General features: G+C 52.6%; 21 protein-coding genes. 9 read left to right on the plus strand and 12 right to left on the minus strand.

The window, feature by feature from the left end:
* Positions 1–2: 2 nt before the first annotated feature.
* Positions 3–653: a biofilm master transcriptional regulator CsgD gene (gene csgD / locus HB664_RS11240; RefSeq protein ID WP_021240790.1), complete on the minus strand. Its 651-nt coding sequence runs from the start codon at positions 651–653 to the stop codon at positions 3–5.
* Positions 654–1,417: 764 nt separating this feature from the next.
* On the opposite strand from csgD, the gene csgB reads away from it, so the two are divergent.
* From csgB to ymdB, 5 genes are all read left to right on the plus strand, one after another.
* On the plus strand, positions 1,418–1,873 hold the full coding sequence (csgB, locus tag HB664_RS11245; protein WP_033145183.1) for a curli minor subunit CsgB: 456 nt from the start codon (positions 1,418–1,420) through the stop codon (positions 1,871–1,873).
* A gap of 41 nt (positions 1,874–1,914) precedes the next feature.
* Positions 1,915–2,367, plus strand: a complete 453-nt coding sequence (csgA, locus tag HB664_RS11250) for a curli major subunit CsgA (RefSeq protein WP_033145184.1) — start codon at positions 1,915–1,917, stop codon at positions 2,365–2,367.
* Between the two features lie 61 nt (positions 2,368–2,428).
* Positions 2,429–2,761, plus strand: a complete 333-nt coding sequence (gene csgC / locus HB664_RS11255; RefSeq protein WP_033145185.1) for a curli assembly chaperone CsgC — start codon at positions 2,429–2,431, stop codon at positions 2,759–2,761.
* 164 nt (positions 2,762–2,925) lie between these two features.
* Entirely contained in the window at positions 2,926–3,246 is a 321-nt protein-coding gene (locus HB664_RS11260; protein WP_219939474.1) for a type 1 fimbrial protein, read from the plus strand.
* A gap of 106 nt (positions 3,247–3,352) precedes the next feature.
* A complete protein-coding gene (gene ymdB, locus HB664_RS11265) occupies positions 3,353–3,895 on the plus strand; it encodes an O-acetyl-ADP-ribose deacetylase (RefSeq protein WP_023311113.1) in 543 nt (180 codons plus the stop codon).
* Positions 3,896–3,928: 33 nt separating this feature from the next.
* Here ymdB and mdoC read toward each other — a convergent pair whose 3' ends face one another.
* The gene (gene mdoC / locus HB664_RS11270; RefSeq protein WP_064672268.1) at positions 3,929–5,068 is read right to left on the minus strand and encodes a glucans biosynthesis protein MdoC; all 1,140 of its coding nucleotides are present in this window, start codon (positions 5,066–5,068) and stop codon (positions 3,929–3,931) included.
* 254 nt (positions 5,069–5,322) lie between these two features.
* Between mdoC and mdoG the strand changes: the two genes are divergently transcribed.
* From mdoG to HB664_RS11285, 3 genes are all read left to right on the plus strand, one after another.
* A complete protein-coding gene (gene mdoG, locus HB664_RS11275; RefSeq protein WP_021240787.1) occupies positions 5,323–6,876 on the plus strand; it encodes a glucans biosynthesis protein MdoG in 1,554 nt (517 codons plus the stop codon).
* Positions 6,869–9,397 (plus strand): glucans biosynthesis glucosyltransferase MdoH, encoded by a 2,529-nt coding sequence (gene mdoH / locus HB664_RS11280; protein WP_023311116.1) that lies wholly within the window; start codon positions 6,869–6,871, stop codon positions 9,395–9,397. The genes mdoG and mdoH overlap by 8 nt, the downstream gene beginning before the upstream one ends.
* 84 nt (positions 9,398–9,481) lie before the next feature.
* Positions 9,482–9,709 (plus strand): YceK/YidQ family lipoprotein, encoded by a 228-nt coding sequence (locus HB664_RS11285; RefSeq protein ID WP_033145189.1) that lies wholly within the window; start codon positions 9,482–9,484, stop codon positions 9,707–9,709.
* Between the two features lie 6 nt (positions 9,710–9,715).
* On the opposite strand, the gene HB664_RS11290 is transcribed toward HB664_RS11285, so the two are convergent.
* The 3 genes from HB664_RS11290 to HB664_RS11300 all read right to left on the minus strand — a co-directional run bounded on the left by HB664_RS11290 (position 9,716) and on the right by HB664_RS11300 (position 12,472).
* Entirely contained in the window at positions 9,716–10,090 is a 375-nt protein-coding gene (locus tag HB664_RS11290) for a MysB family protein (protein ID WP_023311118.1), read from the minus strand.
* Between the two features lie 97 nt (positions 10,091–10,187).
* Complete coding sequence (gene mdtG / locus HB664_RS11295; RefSeq protein WP_048979209.1) at positions 10,188–11,405, minus strand: multidrug efflux MFS transporter MdtG; 1,218 nt, start codon at positions 11,403–11,405, stop codon at positions 10,188–10,190.
* A gap of 140 nt (positions 11,406–11,545) precedes the next feature.
* Positions 11,546–12,472, minus strand: a complete 927-nt coding sequence (locus HB664_RS11300) for a Kdo(2)-lipid IV(A) acyltransferase (RefSeq protein ID WP_219939475.1) — start codon at positions 12,470–12,472, stop codon at positions 11,546–11,548.
* A 221-nt stretch (positions 12,473–12,693) separates the two neighbouring features.
* Between HB664_RS11300 and HB664_RS11305 the strand changes: the two genes are divergently transcribed.
* Positions 12,694–13,743, plus strand: coding sequence for a rhodanese-related sulfurtransferase (locus HB664_RS11305; RefSeq protein WP_033145192.1), 1,050 nt, complete (start codon positions 12,694–12,696; stop codon positions 13,741–13,743).
* A gap of 41 nt (positions 13,744–13,784) precedes the next feature.
* Here HB664_RS11305 and HB664_RS11310 read toward each other — a convergent pair whose 3' ends face one another.
* The 7 genes from HB664_RS11310 to pyrC form a co-directional block, all read right to left on the minus strand.
* On the minus strand, positions 13,785–14,363 hold the full coding sequence (locus tag HB664_RS11310) for a YceI family protein (RefSeq protein ID WP_047061563.1): 579 nt from the start codon (positions 14,361–14,363) through the stop codon (positions 13,785–13,787).
* A 1-nt stretch (position 14,364) separates the two neighbouring features.
* Positions 14,365–14,931 (minus strand): cytochrome b, encoded by a 567-nt coding sequence (locus HB664_RS11315; RefSeq protein WP_033145194.1) that lies wholly within the window; start codon positions 14,929–14,931, stop codon positions 14,365–14,367.
* A gap of 207 nt (positions 14,932–15,138) precedes the next feature.
* Positions 15,139–15,252 carry a YceO family protein gene (locus HB664_RS11320; RefSeq protein ID WP_213787462.1) on the minus strand — a complete coding sequence of 38 codons (114 nt, stop codon included), beginning with the start codon at positions 15,250–15,252 and terminating at the stop codon, positions 15,139–15,141.
* A 59-nt stretch (positions 15,253–15,311) separates the two neighbouring features.
* Positions 15,312–16,430 carry an N-methyl-L-tryptophan oxidase gene (gene solA / locus HB664_RS11325; RefSeq protein WP_219939476.1) on the minus strand — a complete coding sequence of 373 codons (1,119 nt, stop codon included), beginning with the start codon at positions 16,428–16,430 and terminating at the stop codon, positions 15,312–15,314.
* A 116-nt stretch (positions 16,431–16,546) separates the two neighbouring features.
* A complete protein-coding gene (gene bssS / locus HB664_RS11330) occupies positions 16,547–16,801 on the minus strand; it encodes a biofilm formation regulator BssS (RefSeq protein WP_008500827.1) in 255 nt (84 codons plus the stop codon).
* Between the two features lie 274 nt (positions 16,802–17,075).
* Positions 17,076–17,321 (minus strand): DNA damage-inducible protein I, encoded by a 246-nt coding sequence (gene dinI, locus HB664_RS11335; protein ID WP_008500826.1) that lies wholly within the window; start codon positions 17,319–17,321, stop codon positions 17,076–17,078.
* 74 nt (positions 17,322–17,395) lie between these two features.
* Positions 17,396–18,442, minus strand: a complete 1,047-nt coding sequence (gene pyrC, locus HB664_RS11340) for a dihydroorotase (RefSeq protein ID WP_219939477.1) — start codon at positions 18,440–18,442, stop codon at positions 17,396–17,398.
* Positions 18,443–18,480: the final 38 nt, after the last annotated feature.

Below are 18,480 nucleotides of genomic sequence, written 5' to 3' on the forward strand. Positions count from 1 at the left end.
GATTAACGCCTGAGGTTATCGTTTGCCCACGAAACAGCCTGAGTTCGGTTTTTAACAGCTATCTTCTTGAAAAGATTATATAGGTGCGTCTTTACCGTATTTTCGCTGATAAATAACGAACGGGCGATTTCAATATTTGAAGCACCAATCCGTAACTTGTTCAGGATCTCTTTCTCACGGTGCGTGAGCAGCGCGGACTCTGAACTGTTATAGCGATAATTTCCGGAGTGCGTGATGAGATAGCTGGCAAGCTTTTGCGAAAAATAACACTCTCCGCGCAATATACCTTGCAGCCCCTCTACCACCCGGTCTTCTTCTTCCGTGACGTAGAACACGCCATTGATATGCGGCCAGCTTTCAATATCTCTGAAAGGATATTCATCAGGCGTATTCAACAATAGCACGCGGATATTATTGTTTTTCCTGCTTAAAATATCTTGCCAGTAATGGATAAGCTTTTTATCAGCTTCCATCATATCGAAAAGAATGATGCTGCCAGGTGCAATATCATCAAAAGAACGTTGAATATTATGCAATTTCCCGTTCAGTGATAAAGATTGCTTTAAATGTTGTAATAAAGCTGTCGCTTGCAAAGAAGGTTTTGTGATCAACAGTAATGTATGACCATGTAAACTATGGACTTCATTATACATGATGAAACCCCACTTTTTTTTGGCACCTGGCAGCTGTCCTCCTGTTTATTAGAGGACACCAGAAGTACTGACAGATGTTGCACTGCTGTGTGTAGAATCAGACCATAACCTCCACAGGGAGGTAAATATAAAACCAATTTCGTACATCTAATTTCAATCTAGCTTTTACGAAGTTTAAAGCAAGTGTTAAACGTGTAACAGAATGTAAAAATCAATATTAATTTGTGAAAACTGCTTGTTGTTAATGGTAATAATTGATGAAAAAGTTGTACATATAAATAGATGTGCACAGATTTTAAAAATCATACAAATATTTTTATATGATTGATTTTTGAGGTTATTTGTTATTTTTACGCAGCAGTGATTAAGTATGAGTTTCAGATTATTTCTAAGCCCATGAATGGGCTACTGCCTGGCTTAAGAAAACAGGCGTCGTGTCACGCACTGAGAAAAATGATCTCCAGCCGTTACGTTTAAACAACGCGGGATGACGCCTGGACAGCCTTCATCCCGTTGTACAACCCGATCGCAAGACCTGCTTAATAAAAAATATAAGCTGACCTGATTAAAGTGATTTTTGATGTAAATTACGACTTTGTGGTGAGCCGATAAATAAAAATAAGCCGCGCGGGTGAGATATTTAAAATGTTTCAGCGGACATACTCTTCACCGTAACGACGCGTTAACACAATACGAGTCGTTTTAACAAGTAGCATTGTTATAGGGTTATGGCGTGATTAAATAGCCAGGTCCAGGGTGACAACATGAAAAACACATCGTTAATTATGATGTTTACATTACTGGGTGCGCCTGGATTTGTAACCGCAGCGAATTCAGATTTGGCAAATGCTGAATATAACTTTGCGGTTAACGAATTAAGTCTTTCATCACTCAATCAGGCAGCCATTATTGGTCAACGGGGCGTTTTCAATAACGCTGAGGTTAGCCAGGACGGTTCAAGACTCTTATCCATTGTATCTCAGGATGGGGCGGGTAACAGAGCGAGAGTTGATCAATCAGGGAGTTACAATTTAGCCTGGATCGATCAGAGCGGTAACGGGAATGATGCAGGTATTACGCAAGATGGATACGGTAATAGCGCGAAAATTATCCAGAAAGGGTCGGGTAATAGAGCAAATATTACGCAGTACGGTACGCAGAAAACCGCAGTTGTAGTGCAGAAACAGTCGCAAATGGCGATTAACGTTATTCAACATTAGCGCGTTCGCGACGACTTTAATCAATCCGATGGGGGTTTACCATGAAATTTATCAAAGTGGCAGCACTTGCAGCAATCGTAGTTTCTGGTAGTGCTATGGCGGGTTCTATTAATCAGGGCGGATGGGGTCATGGACATGGTCATGGTGGAAACAGTGGCCCAAATTCAACCCTGAATATTTATCAGAACGGTGGCGGTAACTCCGCGGTTGCCCTGCAGACAGACGCCAGAAATTCCGTCCTGAATATTAGCCAGACCGGCGGCTTTAACGGTGCTGACGTTGGTCAGGGCTCTGATGACAGTAAAATCAACCTGACCCAGAAAGGTTTTGGCAACAGTGCGACACTTGATCAGTGGAACAGTAAAAAATCCGTTATGAACGTTAGCCAGTCCGGCGGCTTTAACGGTGCACTCGTAGACCAGACTGCGTCCAACTCGACTGTTAACGTTACCCAGATCGGTTTTGGTAACCACGCGTCAGCTCATCAGTACTGATACTGAAATCTGTGCTACAAAAAAACAGGGCATCAGCCCTGTTTTTTTTCGGGAGTTCATCATGAATACCTTAATTCTACTCGCCGCGCTTTCCAGCCAGATCACCTTCAAAACGTCACAGCAGGAAAATATGACCACCATTGTTCCTCAGGTCACTCTGGCGCAGTCGTGTGATTGTCAGGTTCAGATTGTTTCTGTGCGAGAAGGGCAGGGGGGACAAAGTTCTTCCCGGCAGCAAAACACCCTTTTTATACCCGCTAATCAGACGATTGATTTAATGCGCCTGAGTTTAAATATTAATGCGGGAGACACGGTAAAAATCGTTGTCACCGTTTCAGACGGTAAATCGCTACATTTATCACAACAGTGGTCGCCAGCGGAACGTTCGCTATAAAAACCCATTAAATCAATAGGTTGTGAATGTGGCGGGTCTGGGCCGTTGAGCTATGCTGATATCAGGGACCAGGTCGTTATGTTCCGTAACGTGAAACTTCGTTTGTCATAATAAATGAAGCGCGTTTACCCCTCATGGACGATTTTCATTGAGGAGTACCTATAATGAACAACTATTTTGCTCGACTCATGGTAGGTCTGGGTCTGGTCGTTTCTGCTTTGAGTATCCCGGCTTATTCGGCCACGGTTGTTGACGGCGGTGTCATTCATTTTCGCGGTGCCATTGTCGCCGACCCCTGTGAAGTCACTCCCCAGAAGCAACAGTTTGCCATGTCATGTCCAGATAATAACCGTATGCAAACGCGTATGGTCAGCTATGAAGAGGCGCTTAACGGGAAAGTGAGCGACTCAAACGTGGCAACGCTCAATATGAAATACCTTAATCCTGAAAAAACGCTCGCGGTTGTCGAAATCCAGTATCACTAATGCGCGCTCTCCCGCCCTGCGGTGGATGAGGATTTTTTCTGATAGTTTTTTCTCCCGGTCTCCTCTGCGATACACTTAAGAAAATGGCGGGTTGCAGAGGGGCTTTATGAAACCGCAAATTGAAATTATTCATGGCGATATTACGACAGTGCACGTCGACGTCATCGTCAATGCGGCCAATCCCTCCCTGATGGGGGGAGGCGGCGTGGACGGGGCTATCCACCGGGCTGCCGGACCGCAGCTGCTGGAAGCCTGTAAAACCGTGCGGCAACAGCAGGGCGAATGTCCTCCCGGTCACGCGGTGATTACGCTGGCGGGCAATCTGCCTGCAAGAGCGGTAATTCACGCGGTAGGGCCGGTCTGGCATGGCGGGGACCAGCACGAAGCGAGTATTCTGGAAGAGGCTTACCGGAACTGTCTGCGACTGGCCGCCGACAACGGTTATAAAACGATGGCGTTTCCGGCCATCAGCACCGGCGTGTATGGTTACCCTAAGGCCGCTGCCGCAACGATCGCCGTTGAAACGGTTTACCGCTATTTGTCGCTAAAACCGCTGCCAGAGAAGGTGATTTTTGTCTGTTTCGACGACGACACCACGCATCTTTATCAGCGGCTTCTGACTCAGCGCAGACAAGAGCTGGAGAGCTGATGCAAACGCGGCGCATCTGATGCGCCGCGTGATTTATGAGGCTTTTGCCTGTGGTTTTCCTGAAAAGAGGAAGCGCAGGAGCGGGATCCGCAGATGGATTTCGTAGAGTACGATTGCCACCCCTACAACAAACACCAGCCCGGTAAAGAAGCCCAGCGTGTTGGAGGCGATGTGCGGTGTGATGTAAGCCCCGAAGAAAAGCGTCAACGGGTGATGCACCAGATAGATAAACAGTGATGCATTAACGAAGTAGGTCACGCGGCTGGACTTAAAGTTCAGCAAGCGGTGGCCCAGCGCGAATACCACGTTCACCATCCACAGCCCCAGCAGCATAGTGATCACGCTTTCCGTTTCATACATCCAGGCGTCGCCGCTGCCGTAGCGCTGATTCAGCAGATAGGCCGCGAACGCGAGGGTGGCCCCCAGCGCGCACCACGGTGATGGGGTGACAAACAGCGATTTAAGCTTCGGATGAATAAAAGCCAGCGCGCCGATTAAAAAGAACGGAATGTAGAACAAGGACTGCATCACCACAAAATTAAATAACCCGTCGCTCAAAATCGGCGGATAGACGATAAGCAGCGTCCGTCGCACGGCGGCATAGGCAATCCCCAACAGCAAGAAGAGCACAGACAGTTTGCCCATCGTAACGTTGGCGAAGAAGGTGTCGGCTTTTGTACTCAGACGGTGGCGCAGGCGGCTGAAAATCAACAGGCTCACCGTTGTGAGCACCACCAGCACCAGCAGGAACCAGAGGTGAGACACCAGCTCCCAGACCAGCGTATTGTACTTTTCATACAGCGTAAGGTTCGGCCAGTTCTCCGCTTTGCCTTTGACGTATTGCAACATAATGAACTGAGGCAGCGTCAGCAGTGGAATTGCGGTCAGCATGGGGATCCCCACGCGCTCTACGCGCACTTTCCACCAGCGCTTGAGCGGGTATCGCAGAAACAGCATGTAAGAAAAATAGCCGGATATAACGAAGAACACCTGCATACGGAAGGCGTGAATAAAGTCATTAAACAGCGTCAGCCACCAGGAGGGCATCTGGCTATTCACATGCCAGGTGTGGCTGGAGTAAATCAGTGAAATGTGAAAGGGGATCCCCAATAGCATCAGCCAGGCCCTGATCGAGTCGAGGAAATATTCACGTTCTGTTGGTGTTGTGCTCATATAACGTTGTGCATTCTCAGACTTTTCGTCTTATCCCTAAGACTCATAATGGTTACATTCGAAGCCAACCCTACACCAAGACCGACACCCTGTCTCCAGGATAAGCACGCAAAGTGAATAGCGGGTTCTTTCATTTGCTTATTCCATGAGCCAGCAGCTGAACAAAGCAGTGATAATGTTGTCGGATTGCCTGAGTTTCCATTAAAATGGATCGGATCGATATAAGCACACAAAGGGGGAAGTGCTTACTTATTATGAAACATAAACCACAGATGATGAAAATGCGTTGGTTGGGTGCTGCAGTGGTGTTATCACTGTATACCTCATCGGCACTGGCCTTTAACATCGACGATGTCGCAAAACAGGCAAAATCGATGGCAGGCAAGAGCTACGAAGCGCCGAAAAGTAACTTGCCCTCCGTTTTCCGCGACATGAAGTATGCGGACTATCAGCAGATCCAGTTCAATCACGACAAAGCGTACTGGAGCAATATTAAAACCCCGTTCAAGCTTGAATTTTATCATCAGGGTATGTACTTCGACACGCCTGTTGCCATCAATGAAGTGACGGCAACCGCGGTACGTAAGATCAAGTACAGCCCGGATTACTTCAATTTTGGCAATGTGCAACACGACAAAGATACGGTGAAAGACCTGGGCTTCGCAGGCTTTAAGGTGCTTTACCCGATCAACAGCAAAGATAAAAACGACGAAATCGTCAGCATGCTTGGCGCCAGCTATTTCCGCGTTATCGGCGCGGGGCAGGTGTACGGGCTTTCTGCGCGTGGTCTGGCAATTGATACCGCGCTGCCATCAGGTGAAGAGTTCCCGCGTTTCCGTGAGTTCTGGATTGAACGTCCAAAGCCAACGGATAAGCGTCTGACCATTTATGCGCTGCTGGATTCCCCGCGTGCAACCGGTGCCTATCGCTTTGTGATTATGCCGGGTCGTGACACGGTAGTTGACGTGCAGTCCAAGGTTTACCTGCGTGATAAAGTGGGCAAACTGGGCGTTGCGCCACTGACCAGTATGTTCCTGTTTGGGCCGAACCAGCCGTCACCGGCTACCAACTTCCGCCCGGAACTGCACGACTCCAACGGTCTGTCTATTCATGCCGGCAACGGTGAGTGGATCTGGCGTCCGCTGAATAACCCGAAACATCTGGCGGTTAGCAGCTTCGCAATGGAAAACCCGCAAGGTTTTGGCCTGCTGCAGCGTGGTCGTCAGTTCTCCCGCTTTGAAGATTTGGACGATCGCTATGACCAGCGTCCAAGCGCCTGGGTCACGCCAAACGGTGACTGGGGTAAAGGCAAGGTCGAGCTGGTAGAAATTCCAACCAACGACGAAACCAACGATAACATCGTCGCTTACTGGACGCCGGATCAACTGCCGGAAGCCGGTAAAGAGATGAACTTCAAGTACACCATTACCTTCAGCCGCGACGAAGATAAGCTGCATGCGCCGGATAACGCGTATGTAATGCAGACTCGCCGCTCAACGGGTGATGTGAAGCAGTCTAATCTTATCCGTCAGCCTGATGGTACCGTGGCGTTTGTCGTGGACTTCACAGGCCAGGATATGAAGAAACTGTCGCCGGACACCGCCGTTGCCGCTCAGGCCAGCATCGGTGATAACGGTGAAATCGTTGAGAATACCGTGCGTTACAACCCGGTAACCAAAGGCTGGCGTCTGACCCTGCGCGTGAAAGTGAAAGATCCGAAACAGACCACTGAAATGCGTGCTGCGCTGGTCAGTAACGATCAGCCGCTGAGTGAAACCTGGAGCTATCAGCTACCTGCCAATGAATAATACATCTGAATATATTGATGCCATGCCGCTGACGGATATCGAAAAAGCGGCACTGCCAAAGAGCGACATCCGCGCGGTTCACACCGCGCTGGATGGTGAACATCATACGTTTTCCCGTGATGATGATACGCCGCTCGGGTCAGTCAAGGCGCGTCTGGAGCAGGCCTGGCCGGACTCGCTGGCGGAAGGGCAGTTGATTAAAGACGACGAAGGACGCGATCAGCTTCAGGCGATGCCGAAGGCTACGCGTTCCTCTATGTTCCCCGATCCATGGCGCACCAACCCGGTGGGTCGCTTCTGGGATCGCCTGCGCGGGCGTGATGTGACGCCGCGCTATCTGTCGCGTCTGACGAAAGAAGAGCAGGCGTCCGAACAGAAATGGCGTACCGTCGGGACAATCCGTCGCTATATCCTGCTGCTTCTGACGCTGGCGCAGACGGTCGTCGCGACCTGGTACATGAAAACTATCCTGCCTTACCAGGGCTGGGCGTTTATCAACCCGACGGACATGATGGGCCAGGATCTCTGGGTCTCCTTCATGCAGCTGCTGCCGTATATCCTGCAGAGCGGCATTCTCCTGCTGTTCGCGGTCCTCTTCTGCTGGGTCTCGGCCGGTTTCTGGACCGCGCTGATGGGCTTCCTGCAATTGCTCATGGGGCGTGACAAATACAGCATTTCGGCGTCAACGGTCGGGGATGAACCCCTTAATCCCGAGCACCGTACCGCGCTGATTATGCCTATCTGTAACGAGGACGTTGACCGCGTATTTGCGGGCCTGCGTGCGACCTGGGAGTCCGTGAAGGCGACCGGCAACGCGGAGCATTTCGACGTTTACATCCTGAGCGACAGCTACAACCCGGATATCTGCGTGGCGGAACAAAAAGCGTGGATGGAGCTGATTGCAGAAGTTCAGGGCGAAGGCCAGATCTTCTACCGCCGCCGCCGCCGTCGCGTGAAGCGTAAAAGCGGCAACATCGATGACTTCTGCCGTCGCTGGGGTAACCAGTACAGCTACATGGTGGTGCTGGATGCTGACTCCGTCATGAGCGGAGACTGCCTGAGCGGTCTGGTGCGTCTGATGGAAGCCAACCCTAACGCCGGTATCATTCAGTCCTCGCCAAAAGCGTCCGGAATGGACACCCTTTATGCGCGCTGCCAGCAGTTCGCCACCCGTGTTTACGGGCCGCTGTTTACGGCCGGTCTGCACTTCTGGCAGCTGGGTGAGTCGCACTACTGGGGCCACAACGCCATTATCCGCGTGAAGCCGTTCATTGAACACTGTGCGCTGGCGCCGCTGCCGGGTGAGGGTTCGTTTGCCGGTTCTATTCTGTCGCATGACTTCGTAGAAGCGGCGTTGATGCGTCGTGCTGGCTGGGGCGTCTGGATTGCCTACGACCTGCCGGGATCCTACGAAGAGCTGCCGCCGAACCTGCTGGACGAGCTTAAGCGTGACCGCCGCTGGTGTCACGGTAACCTGATGAACTTCCGCCTGTTCCTGGTAAAAGGGATGCACCCGGTTCACCGCGCGGTGTTCCTGACGGGCGTGATGTCTTATCTCTCCGCACCGCTGTGGTTTATGTTCCTGGCGCTGTCGACTGCCTTACAGGTGGTTCATGCCCTGACGGAGCCGCAATACTTCCTGCAACCGCGGCAGCTGTTCCCGGTGTGGCCGCAGTGGCGTCCGGAGCTGGCGATTGCGCTGTTTGCCTCCACCATGGTGCTGCTGTTCCTGCCTAAGCTGCTCAGCATCATCCTGATCTGGTGCAAAGGCTCGAAAGAGTACGGCGGTTTCTTCCGCGTGACCCTTTCACTGCTGCTGGAAGTGCTGTTCTCGGTCCTGCTGGCGCCGGTACGTATGCTGTTCCACACCGTGTTTGTGGTCAGTGCGTTCCTGGGCTGGGAAGTGGTCTGGAACTCACCGCAGCGTGACGACGACTCCACGCCGTGGGGTGAAGCCTTTATGCGCCACGGTTCTCAGCTGCTGCTGGGTCTGGTGTGGGCTGCCGGGATGGCGTGGCTGGATCTGCGCTTCCTGTTCTGGCTGGCGCCGATTGTCTTCTCGCTGATCCTGTCGCCGTTTGTGTCCGTGATTTCCAGCCGTTCAACGGTGGGGTTGCGAACCAAACGCTGGAAGCTGTTCCTGATCCCGGAAGAGTATTCCCCGCCGCAGGTGCTGGTGGATACCGATCGTTACCTGGAACAGAACCGCAGTCGCTCGCTGGATGACGGCTTCATGCACGCCGTGTTTAACCCGTCATTCAACGCCCTGGCGACGGCAATGGCGACCGCGCGTCACCGCGCCAGCCAGGTGCTGGAGATTGCCCGCGATCGTCACGTTGAGCAGGCGCTTAACGAGACCCCGGAAAAACTCAACCGCGACCGTCGTCTGGTGCTGTTGAGCGACCCGGTGACAATGGCGCGTCTTCACTACCGCGTGTGGTCCGCTCCGGAGAAATACTCTTCGTGGGTGAACTACTATAAGGACGTGAAGCTGAATCCGCTCGCTCTGAAGGCGAAGTAAGCAGTTAAGTAAGGCGAGTAAGCGAAGCTCCACCCGCCATATAAAATACCGGCTTAATCGCCGGTATTTTTTTAGAGGTTAAAGATGAGAATAATCATCGTCGTTATGGTGGCATGCCTGCTCAGCGGCTGCGGCAGTATCATCAGTCGCACCATCCCAGGGCAAGGCCACGGAAATCAGTATTACCCGGGCGTGAAATGGGATCTTCGTGATTCCGCGTGGCGCTACCTGACCGTGCTCGATCTACCGTTCTCGCTGATTTTCGACACGCTGTTGCTGCCGATAGATGCCAGCCACGGCCCTTACGAATAGCGTAAATTAACGCTCGTCCCACTCGTCGGCTGCGGTTTGACCTTCTTCCGTATCCAGCGGCGGCTCGAGCTGAAACTCACCCTCATCCCACTCGTGCAGGGTATTCTCTTCCAGCCATTCCTGCCGAAGTTCGATTTCGTCATAGTCGCCATCAAAGACGGCCTGCGCACCTTCACCGCTTAATATCGGCAAACATTCCCCTTCTTCACCTTCATCGGCAAAGAATTCGGCCTGCCACATAATATCCCCATCCTGCAGAACGTATTTTTGGATATTAAGCTGTTGCACGTCAGCATCTTCTTCTTCAACGCCGGGGTTGTCGGCGAGGAACTCTTCACGAGCGGCATCAATAGCTTCTTCCAGCGTGGCGTACATGGTCATTGGTGTCTCCCTGTTTTCCAGAAGGTTTCAGGGAAAGAATAGCTGAATATAAGATTCTGCAAGTATGAATGCGAAAATAAGCCGTCAGGCGTTCGTCTTATTCCGTCACGGGCCGCAGCGCGCGGGATAAACTGAACCATGAATAGATGGCATTGAACAACACGACGCCCGCCGTCACGATAAAGACGGCGCGAAAACCGAAGCTGGCGGAAATCCCGGCCCCGAGCAGCGGTCCGGTGACGTTACCGATATCGCGAAATGACTGGTTATAGCTGAAAATACGCCCGGCGATCTGGTTCGTGGAGTTGTAGACCAGCAGGGTCTGTACGGCGGGCAGCAATGCGCCGTCGGCGGCACCCAGCAAAAAGCGCAGGACGCCCAGCTGCCATGGCGTTTGCACCATCGACATCGGGATAAGCAGCAGGACGGAAATCACCAGCGCGCAGATCAGGATTTTCTCGGGACCCACCCGGTCCCCCAGTTTTCCGAGCCTCGGGGCGCTCAGCAGCGCCGCCACGCCGGGCACGGAGGCAATCAGCCCGCTGATGAACGCAATATTGCTAACGTTACCCGCCAGGTCGCGAACGTACAGCGTCAGAATAGGGGCAATCGACCCGGTAGCCACCTGGATAATCATTGTCGTCACGAACAGGCTCAGCACCAGTCTGGGATTTTTGAGCGAGGTCAGCACCTCTCTGGCGTGGAGCATCTCTTTTTTGGCGACAGGCGTGAAGTTTTCCCGGATACAGAGCAGGGTGACGATAAAGCACAGGAACAACACGCTGGCGGTGATAAAGAAGACCGGCCGCAGGCCGTAGTTATCCGCCAGTAATCCGCCGGCCAGCGGTCCCAGCAGAGCACCGCTCACGCCGCCGGTAGAGAGCGTCCCGAGCGCCCAGCCGCTCTTATGGCGGGGGATTTGCGTGGCTATCAGGGCATTCGCGTTGGGAATAAATCCCCCCAGCAGGCCCAGCAGCGCGCGCAGGATCAGAAACTGCCAGACGTTCTGCGCCACGCCCATAAGCGCCATGATAATGGCCATCCCCAGCGCCGAACGCAGCAGCATGATTTTACGTCCCTTGCGGTCGGCAAGGCCGCCCCAGAAGGGCGAGGCCATCGCGGAAAAGAGAAACGTGATGCTGAATACCAGACCGGACCACATATTGAGCGCGCTGTGGCCCGTTACGCCAAGCTGTTCGACGTAGAGCGGCAGGAAGGGCATGACCAGGCTAAAGGCCGCGCCGGTAAGAAAACAGCCAAGCCACGCAACCGCGAGGTTACGCTTCCAGTTTATGGGGGCATCTGAGGGTGACATAACTATCCGCATAATGAGGTGCAGAGCACCTGAAGCATAAAGTAATAAGCCTGCTAATTATGCGCCTGGGTTATGATTGCCGCAATGACGAGGAGCTTTTAAAGCTAAAACGGCATGCGGCCCTGAAGACCGCATGGGGATTAATAGCGGGACGGCGCGCCTTGTGGACGCGTTTTAAAACGGCGGTGCAGCCACATATACTGCTCGGGCGCCAGCATGATGCACTTCTCCACAACGCTGTTCATCCAGCGCGCGGTGGCTTCCGCATCGTCGAGCGGCGGCGCGAGTTCCGGCTCCAGCATCATCAGCTCGTAACCTGAACCATCCGGCTTACGGCGGGGGACAAAAGGCACGATGGCGGCTTTGGACATGCGCGCCAGCATCCAGGTACCGGTCGTTGTGGCGGCCTCTTCAACGGCGAAGAAGGGAACAAATACGCTGGCCTGTGGGCCATAGTCGTGGTCGGGGGCATACCAGACCACTTCGCCGGATTTCAGCGCGCGGATCATCCCCTTCAGGTCCTTACGGTCGATCATGCTTTTGTTGGAGCGCATGCGGCCGTTGGTCTGGATTAAATCGATGACCGGGTTATCGTTAGGACGATAAACGCCAATGCCAGGCGCCTGCATGCCGAACATGCGCGCCCCGATTTCCAGCGTCAGGAAATGAACGCCGATCAGCAAAACGCCCGTCTGGTTGGCCTGAAGCGTATGCACAGGCTCCATGCCGGTTCCCGTTACCTCGCTCCAGCGGGCCATGCGTTTGTCCGGCCAGAACCACGCCATACCGGTTTCCATGAGCCCCATCCCGACGGATTCGAAATTCTTCGCGACCATATCGTGACGCTCTGGCTCGCTCATCTGCGGAAAACACAGCTCAAGATTGCGGTACGCGATTCTGGCGCGACGCTTCATAAACAGTTGCGCGAAGCGGCCCAGAAATTTACCCAACCGAAAAATAACAGGGTAGGGAAGCTGTACCAGAAGCCATAAAAAGCCGATGCCAAGCCAGGTCAACCAATAGCGGGGATGCAAAAGGGCGGCAGTAAATTTTGGTAACTGGGTCATGTCTTTCCTGTGTTCAAACGTCCTGTTTTGCTAGTGTCTCATTTTTTGAGACATAGCCAAAATATCTGCTTTCGAAGCGTGCACGAATACAGCAATTGTTAAGCCTGATTAATCAGGGTGTGTGAAATGTAGCGTAAATTGTGGGGATGTAAATTGGTTTTGTTTGCTATATGATGCCGACCGATTTTTCATTCTCTCTAACGATTCCAGGACTGTACACCATGCCAGTGTTACACAACCGCGTATCGAATGAGATGTTGAAAGCGCGTATGTTGGCTGAAACCGAACCGCGCACAACCATCTCTTTCTATAAATACTTCACGATCGACGATCCGCAGGCGACCCGCGATGCGCTTTATCAGGCGTTCACGGCCCTGAACGTCTTCGGCCGCGTCTACCTTGCCCGTGAAGGCATCAACGCGCAAATTAGCGTACCGGAAAGCAAAGTCAGCGCTTTCCGCGAGTGTCTTTATCAGTTCGATCCGGCCCTCGACGGCTTACGCCTGAACATTGCCCTGGACGATGACGGGAAATCCTTCTGGGTGCTACGTATGAAGGTGCGTGAACGCATCGTGGCGGACGGTATCGACGATCCTGCGTTTAACGCGGCGGATGTCGGTGAATATCTCAAGGCTGCGGAAGTGAATGCGATGCTTGACGATCCGGATGCCGTGTTCATTGATATGCGTAACCACTATGAATACGAAGTGGGGCATTTCGAGAACGCGATGGAAATCCCGGCCGATACCTTCCGCGAGCAACTGCCCAAAGCGGTTGAGATGATGCAGGAACATAAAGATAAAAAGATCGTTATGTACTGCACCGGCGGTATCCGCTGTGAGAAAGCCAGCGCGTGGATGAAGCACAACGGCTTTAATAAGGTCTGGCATATTGAAGGCGGCATTATCGAGTACGCCCGCCGCGCCCGCGAGCAGGGTTTACCGGTACGCTTTATCGGGAAAAACTTTGTCTTTGACGAGCGTATGGGTGAGCGTATTTCTGAAGACGTTATTGCCCAGTGCCACCAGTGCGGCGCACCGTGCGATACCCACACCAACTGCAAAAACGACGGGTGTCATCTGCTGTTCATTCAGTGCCCGGCCTGTGCCGAGAAGTTTAACGGCTGCTGTAGCGAACTGTGCAGCGAAGAGAGCATCCTGCCGGAAGAAGAGCAGCGTCGCCGTCGCGCAGGACGTGAAAACGGCAACAAGATTTTTAATAAATCACGCGGCCGTCTGAATACCAAACTGGGTATCCCTGACCCGGAATGATAATAACGCCCGGCACGGCGAAAGCCTGCCGGGCGCATCTATTATGATTTCTGCTGTACGCCTTCAACGGAAATAATCAGCTCAACGTCCTGAGACGCCGGGCCTAAATCCGTTGTGATATTAAAATCTTTCAGGTGAATTTTACCCGCCGCTTCAAAACCTGCGCGTTTACCGCCCCACGGATCGTCACCCTGACCCAGTAATTTAGCATCCAGCGTGACCGGTTTTGTTACGCCGTTAAGCGTCAGGTTGCCGGTAATATTCAGCTTATCACCCTCTTTTTTCACTTCCGTGGAGGTGAAGGTCGCCTGCGGGTATTTCGCGACATTGAGGAATTCCCCGCTGCGCAGATGTTTATCACGTTCAGCATGATTGGTATCCACGCTGTTGGTATTAATGGTTACGTTGACCTTATCGGCGGCAGGATTCTTCTCGTCAAAGGTGAATGTGCCGTCAAAATCTTTAAAGGTACCGTACAGCCAGCTGTATCCCAGGTGCTGAATACGGAAATTGACGAAAGCGTGCTGGCCCTCCTTATCAATTTTATAATCAGCCGCCACGGCGGAACCGGCGGTGAATAACAGAGAACCCAGGGCGATACCCAGCAGGTGTTTTTTCATTTTATGCTCCAGAGTCAACTGACGAGCGGCCAAGCATGCGCTTTAGCGTATCGTCTTTATCAATAAAATGGTGCTTGAGGGCGGCAAGCCCGTGCAGCACGGACAGGATCACGACGCTCCACGCAAGCCAGAGGTGAACGACCCCGGCGGTGTCAGCCTGAGCGCCCGCATCGCTGAGCGTTGCCGGGACGTCAAAAAGGCCAAAGACGCTAATCGGCTTACCGTCCGCCGTTGAGATAAGATAGCCGCTGATCAGAATGGCGAAGAGCAGCGCATAGAGCGCGATATGCGCGGCAACGGCACTCAGGCGGGTCATTTTTCCGTGGGTCTTAGGCGCCGCGGGCGGCGGGGAAATATGTCGCCAGATCACACGAAAAACCAGACCCAGCATCAGGAGAACGCCAATGCTTTTATGTAACTCCGGTGCCTGGTGATACCAGCCGTCGTAATAGCTGAGCGTGACCATCCAGAGTCCAAGGCCAAACATACCGTAGACGGCAATAGCAAATATCCAGTGCAAACCTATGGATATTATTCCGTAGCGCCGGGAGGTGTTACGCAGTTGCATCAGAATGTCCATTTTCGTATTAACCGAAGGGTAAAAATGAACGGGAAGATGTGACATTGCAACTGAAATAATTGTCTATTGATTTTTATTTTATTTATTTCAGCGCTTTTGAACAGGATCGATAAATGTAATTCAATGTCTTCGTGCAAGTAAAATAGAGAGTTTCAATAAAGCTAAATAAATGTCAATTATTGTCAATCTGGCCTTTCAATAAAATACAATGTAAACAACATCAATAATAGCCAGCAGCGCCCACAATAAGATATAGAGCATAAAATGCTCGCGAATATTATTCATCAGAAAGCTAACGATCCTGCGCATAACGCCCCGTAATGCAGTGTGAATAAAACGGGCCCCGGTACCTCCAGAGCCCGTGCGGATTATCCGTTAAAACGCGAGAGTGAGAAGGGCGTCAGATCAAACTGCGGCGTGATGCCCTGGGCAAACTGCGCGGCAATCTCGCCCAGCACGGAAGCGAACTTAAAGCCGTGGCCGCTCAGCCCGGTAATCAGCAGGACGTTGTCATGCCCTGGCAGGGTATCAATGATGAAGTCTTCATCCGGCGTGTTGTCGTAGGTACAGGCCGCGCCATACAGCAAGCCACCGACGCCCGGAAGAATAGTGCGCAGGAACGAGAAGGCTTCCGAACCATCCTGTGGGAAAGCGCCAAAAGGCTTGCGTTCGTCAGGAGAGGCGATAGCCTGGCCACCGTTGTGTTTACCGATTTTCAGCGCGTCTTTCTCGGAAGGGAAACCGTAGAACTGATCGCCATTCGGCAATTCGCCGGTGAAGGCCGGGAATTTATTCTGCGCGCTGTAGCGACCATCCGACTGGAACCAGGAGAAGACCTTCCGCACCGGCTGGATTGGCAGTTCCGGCAGCAGGCGAGTGACCCAGGTTCCTGCGCTGACGAGCAGGTGGGACGCTGAATAGTCGCCGTCAAGAGTCGTTACCGTGACGCCATTCTCGTCATGGGTGATGGCCTCCACCGGACAGTTAAACAGCTGCGCACAGCCGGCCTTCGCGGCAAGATCGATCCAGGTTTTGATCGCCGCTTCACAATGCAGCACGCCGGAGTGGGCTTCAAAGAGGCCGATGTAATCGTCCGGGACGGTAATTTCAGGCCAGCGCGCGGTAATGCCCGTTGCGTCCAGCTTCTCGACATCCAGATTAAAGGCTTTTGCGCTGCGCTCGACGCCGGCGAGAAAATCAGAATGAGCAGGGCCAAGGTTGACGACCCCGGTACGCTCGAAAATACGCTCTTCGGTCTGTGTCGCCAGTTCATCCCACAGCGTCTGGGCGCGAAGCACCAGCGGCACATAGCGCTCGCCTTCTCCATACGCATGGCGCATGAGACGGGTATCGCCATGATGGCTGCCCTCCGAATGAGGAGGAAGGTGGGCATCGATCATCAGGACCTTCAGACCTGCCTGTGTTGCGTAATAACCGGCGGCGGAACCCACGGAGCCGCTACCAATAATGATTAAGTCGTATCTCATATGCATCTCGTAAACTGATGTTTTGTTAGCAGAGTAATTAACAACGCGGGGTTAGACAAGGGAGAAATAAATAAGGCACCGCGAGGGTGCCTGTAGAGAGAAAAGTGGGCATAAGCTTAGTGCCGTTTATACTCATTTTCCTGATAGTCGCCAGATTCTATTTTTGCAATACCTGCCTCTAAAATAGAAATAAACTGACGGGCGACGTCTGTTGTTAGCCACAGCGTCTGTCCAACTTCCGCTTCTTCACGGTTGAGTTGATTCGGGGTCTGGTAGTGCAAACGCAGCATCAGCGCATCGTAGCTATCTACGGTACTGATATCCCAGCCAACCAGTGGATGGGTCTGGATCACTTCACTATTCTTTTCCATTATAACCCCCTTAATGCGTGTTAGAAGACAACGGCTCTGAGGTTCAATGCATGTTTTTCTGAAAGCATCTTCAGTATACCAAGTAATAAGGGTTCCAACGGGAAAAATAAACAGGTGGCAACACATTTTTCTGCTTTTTAGGATTGTTCGAACAATAAAACACCATCTCGTTCACGATTTTTAAAGAAGATGCCGAATTAATTTGAACTTGCAGGATTTTTAGACAAAAAAAAGCCGGGGCGACCCGGCAAAAAAACACAATGAGGGAGCAGTGTTAATCTGTGATAAACCAGTCGTCTGCGCTTTCCCACGTTTCCTGCAGGATTTCGCTGATGCGATCTTTATCTTCTTTCGCAGCACCAATGACGGAGAGGTTGTTCGCCGCGGCGTAACGCACCGTTACGGCACCCGCGTTGTCGGGAAAGGTGTTGTTAATACGGCGGGATAATTCGCCTGCCAGTGCATCAAGCGCGCCGGCAGGCAGAACAGTTGTTTTGGCTATGGTGACTTCAATACGCATAAATGCCCCCTGTGTAATATACTGTTTATTTATACAGGTATATTATCGGTTTGACAACAAGGGGCATTGATTTTTTAACGTTTTACCGTCCAGTTAACGGTTTCGCCCGCCAGGAATGGGATCAGCGTGTCATCCGTCAGCGCAATGGACTCCTCAACGTGGCTCGCTTTACGCTCCAGTTCGATAAAGGTGTCGTTGACCGGCAGGCCGTAGAAGCGCGGGCCGTTAAGGGAGCAGAACGCTTCAAAATGTTCGAGCGCGTTCATCTCTTCAAAGACGGTCGCGTAGCTGGCCAGTGCCGTTGGGGCGTTGAAGCAGCCTGCACAGCCGCAGCTCGCCTCTTTGCGGTGGCGGGCGTGAGGTGCGGAATCGGTGCCGAGGAACGCGCGGGAGAACCCGCTGGCAACCAGCTCGCGCAGCGCCTGCTGGTGGATGTTGCGTTTGAGAATAGGCAGACAGTACAGGTGAGGACGCACCCCGCCCACCAGCATGTGGTTACGGTTAAACATCAGGTGCTGTGGCGTAATGGTCGCGGCGATAAGATTGTTGCCGTCGCGCACATACTCTGCCGCGTCTTTGGTGGTGATATGCTCAAAGACCACTTTAAGTGCGGGCAGGCGCTGGCGCAGAGGCTCCATCACGGTCTCGATAAAGCGGGCTTCACGGTCGAAGATGTCAATCTCGGCATGCGTGACTTCACCATGGACCAGCAGCGGCATGCCCAGTTTCTGCATGCGTTCCAGAACCGGCATGATGGCATCAATGCTGGTGACGCCATGGCTGGAGTTGGTGGTGGCATTTGCCGGGTAGAGTTTCGCCGCCGTAAATACGCCTTCGTTAAACCCGCGCTCCACTTCGTTCGGATCCAGCGAGTCGGTAAGATAGCAGGTCATCAACGGGGTAAAATCGTGTCCCGCAGGAACGGCATCCAGGATGCGCTGGCGATAGGCCATCGCGGCATCGACGGTGGTGACTGGTGGAACCAGGTTAGGCATGACAATCGCGCGGCCATAAATTTCGCTGGTATAAGGCACGACGGTTTTCAGCATATCGCCATCACGCAGATGGATATGCCAGTCGTCAGGGCGGCGGATTTTAAGAACCTGGGGTTGTGCAGTCATGGAAGCTCCGGCTTGTCAGGAATCAGTCATAAGGATGG

It is taken from the genome of Enterobacter sp. DNB-S2, assembly GCF_019443845.1.
GTDB lineage: Bacteria > Pseudomonadota > Gammaproteobacteria > Enterobacterales > Enterobacteriaceae > Enterobacter > Enterobacter asburiae_B.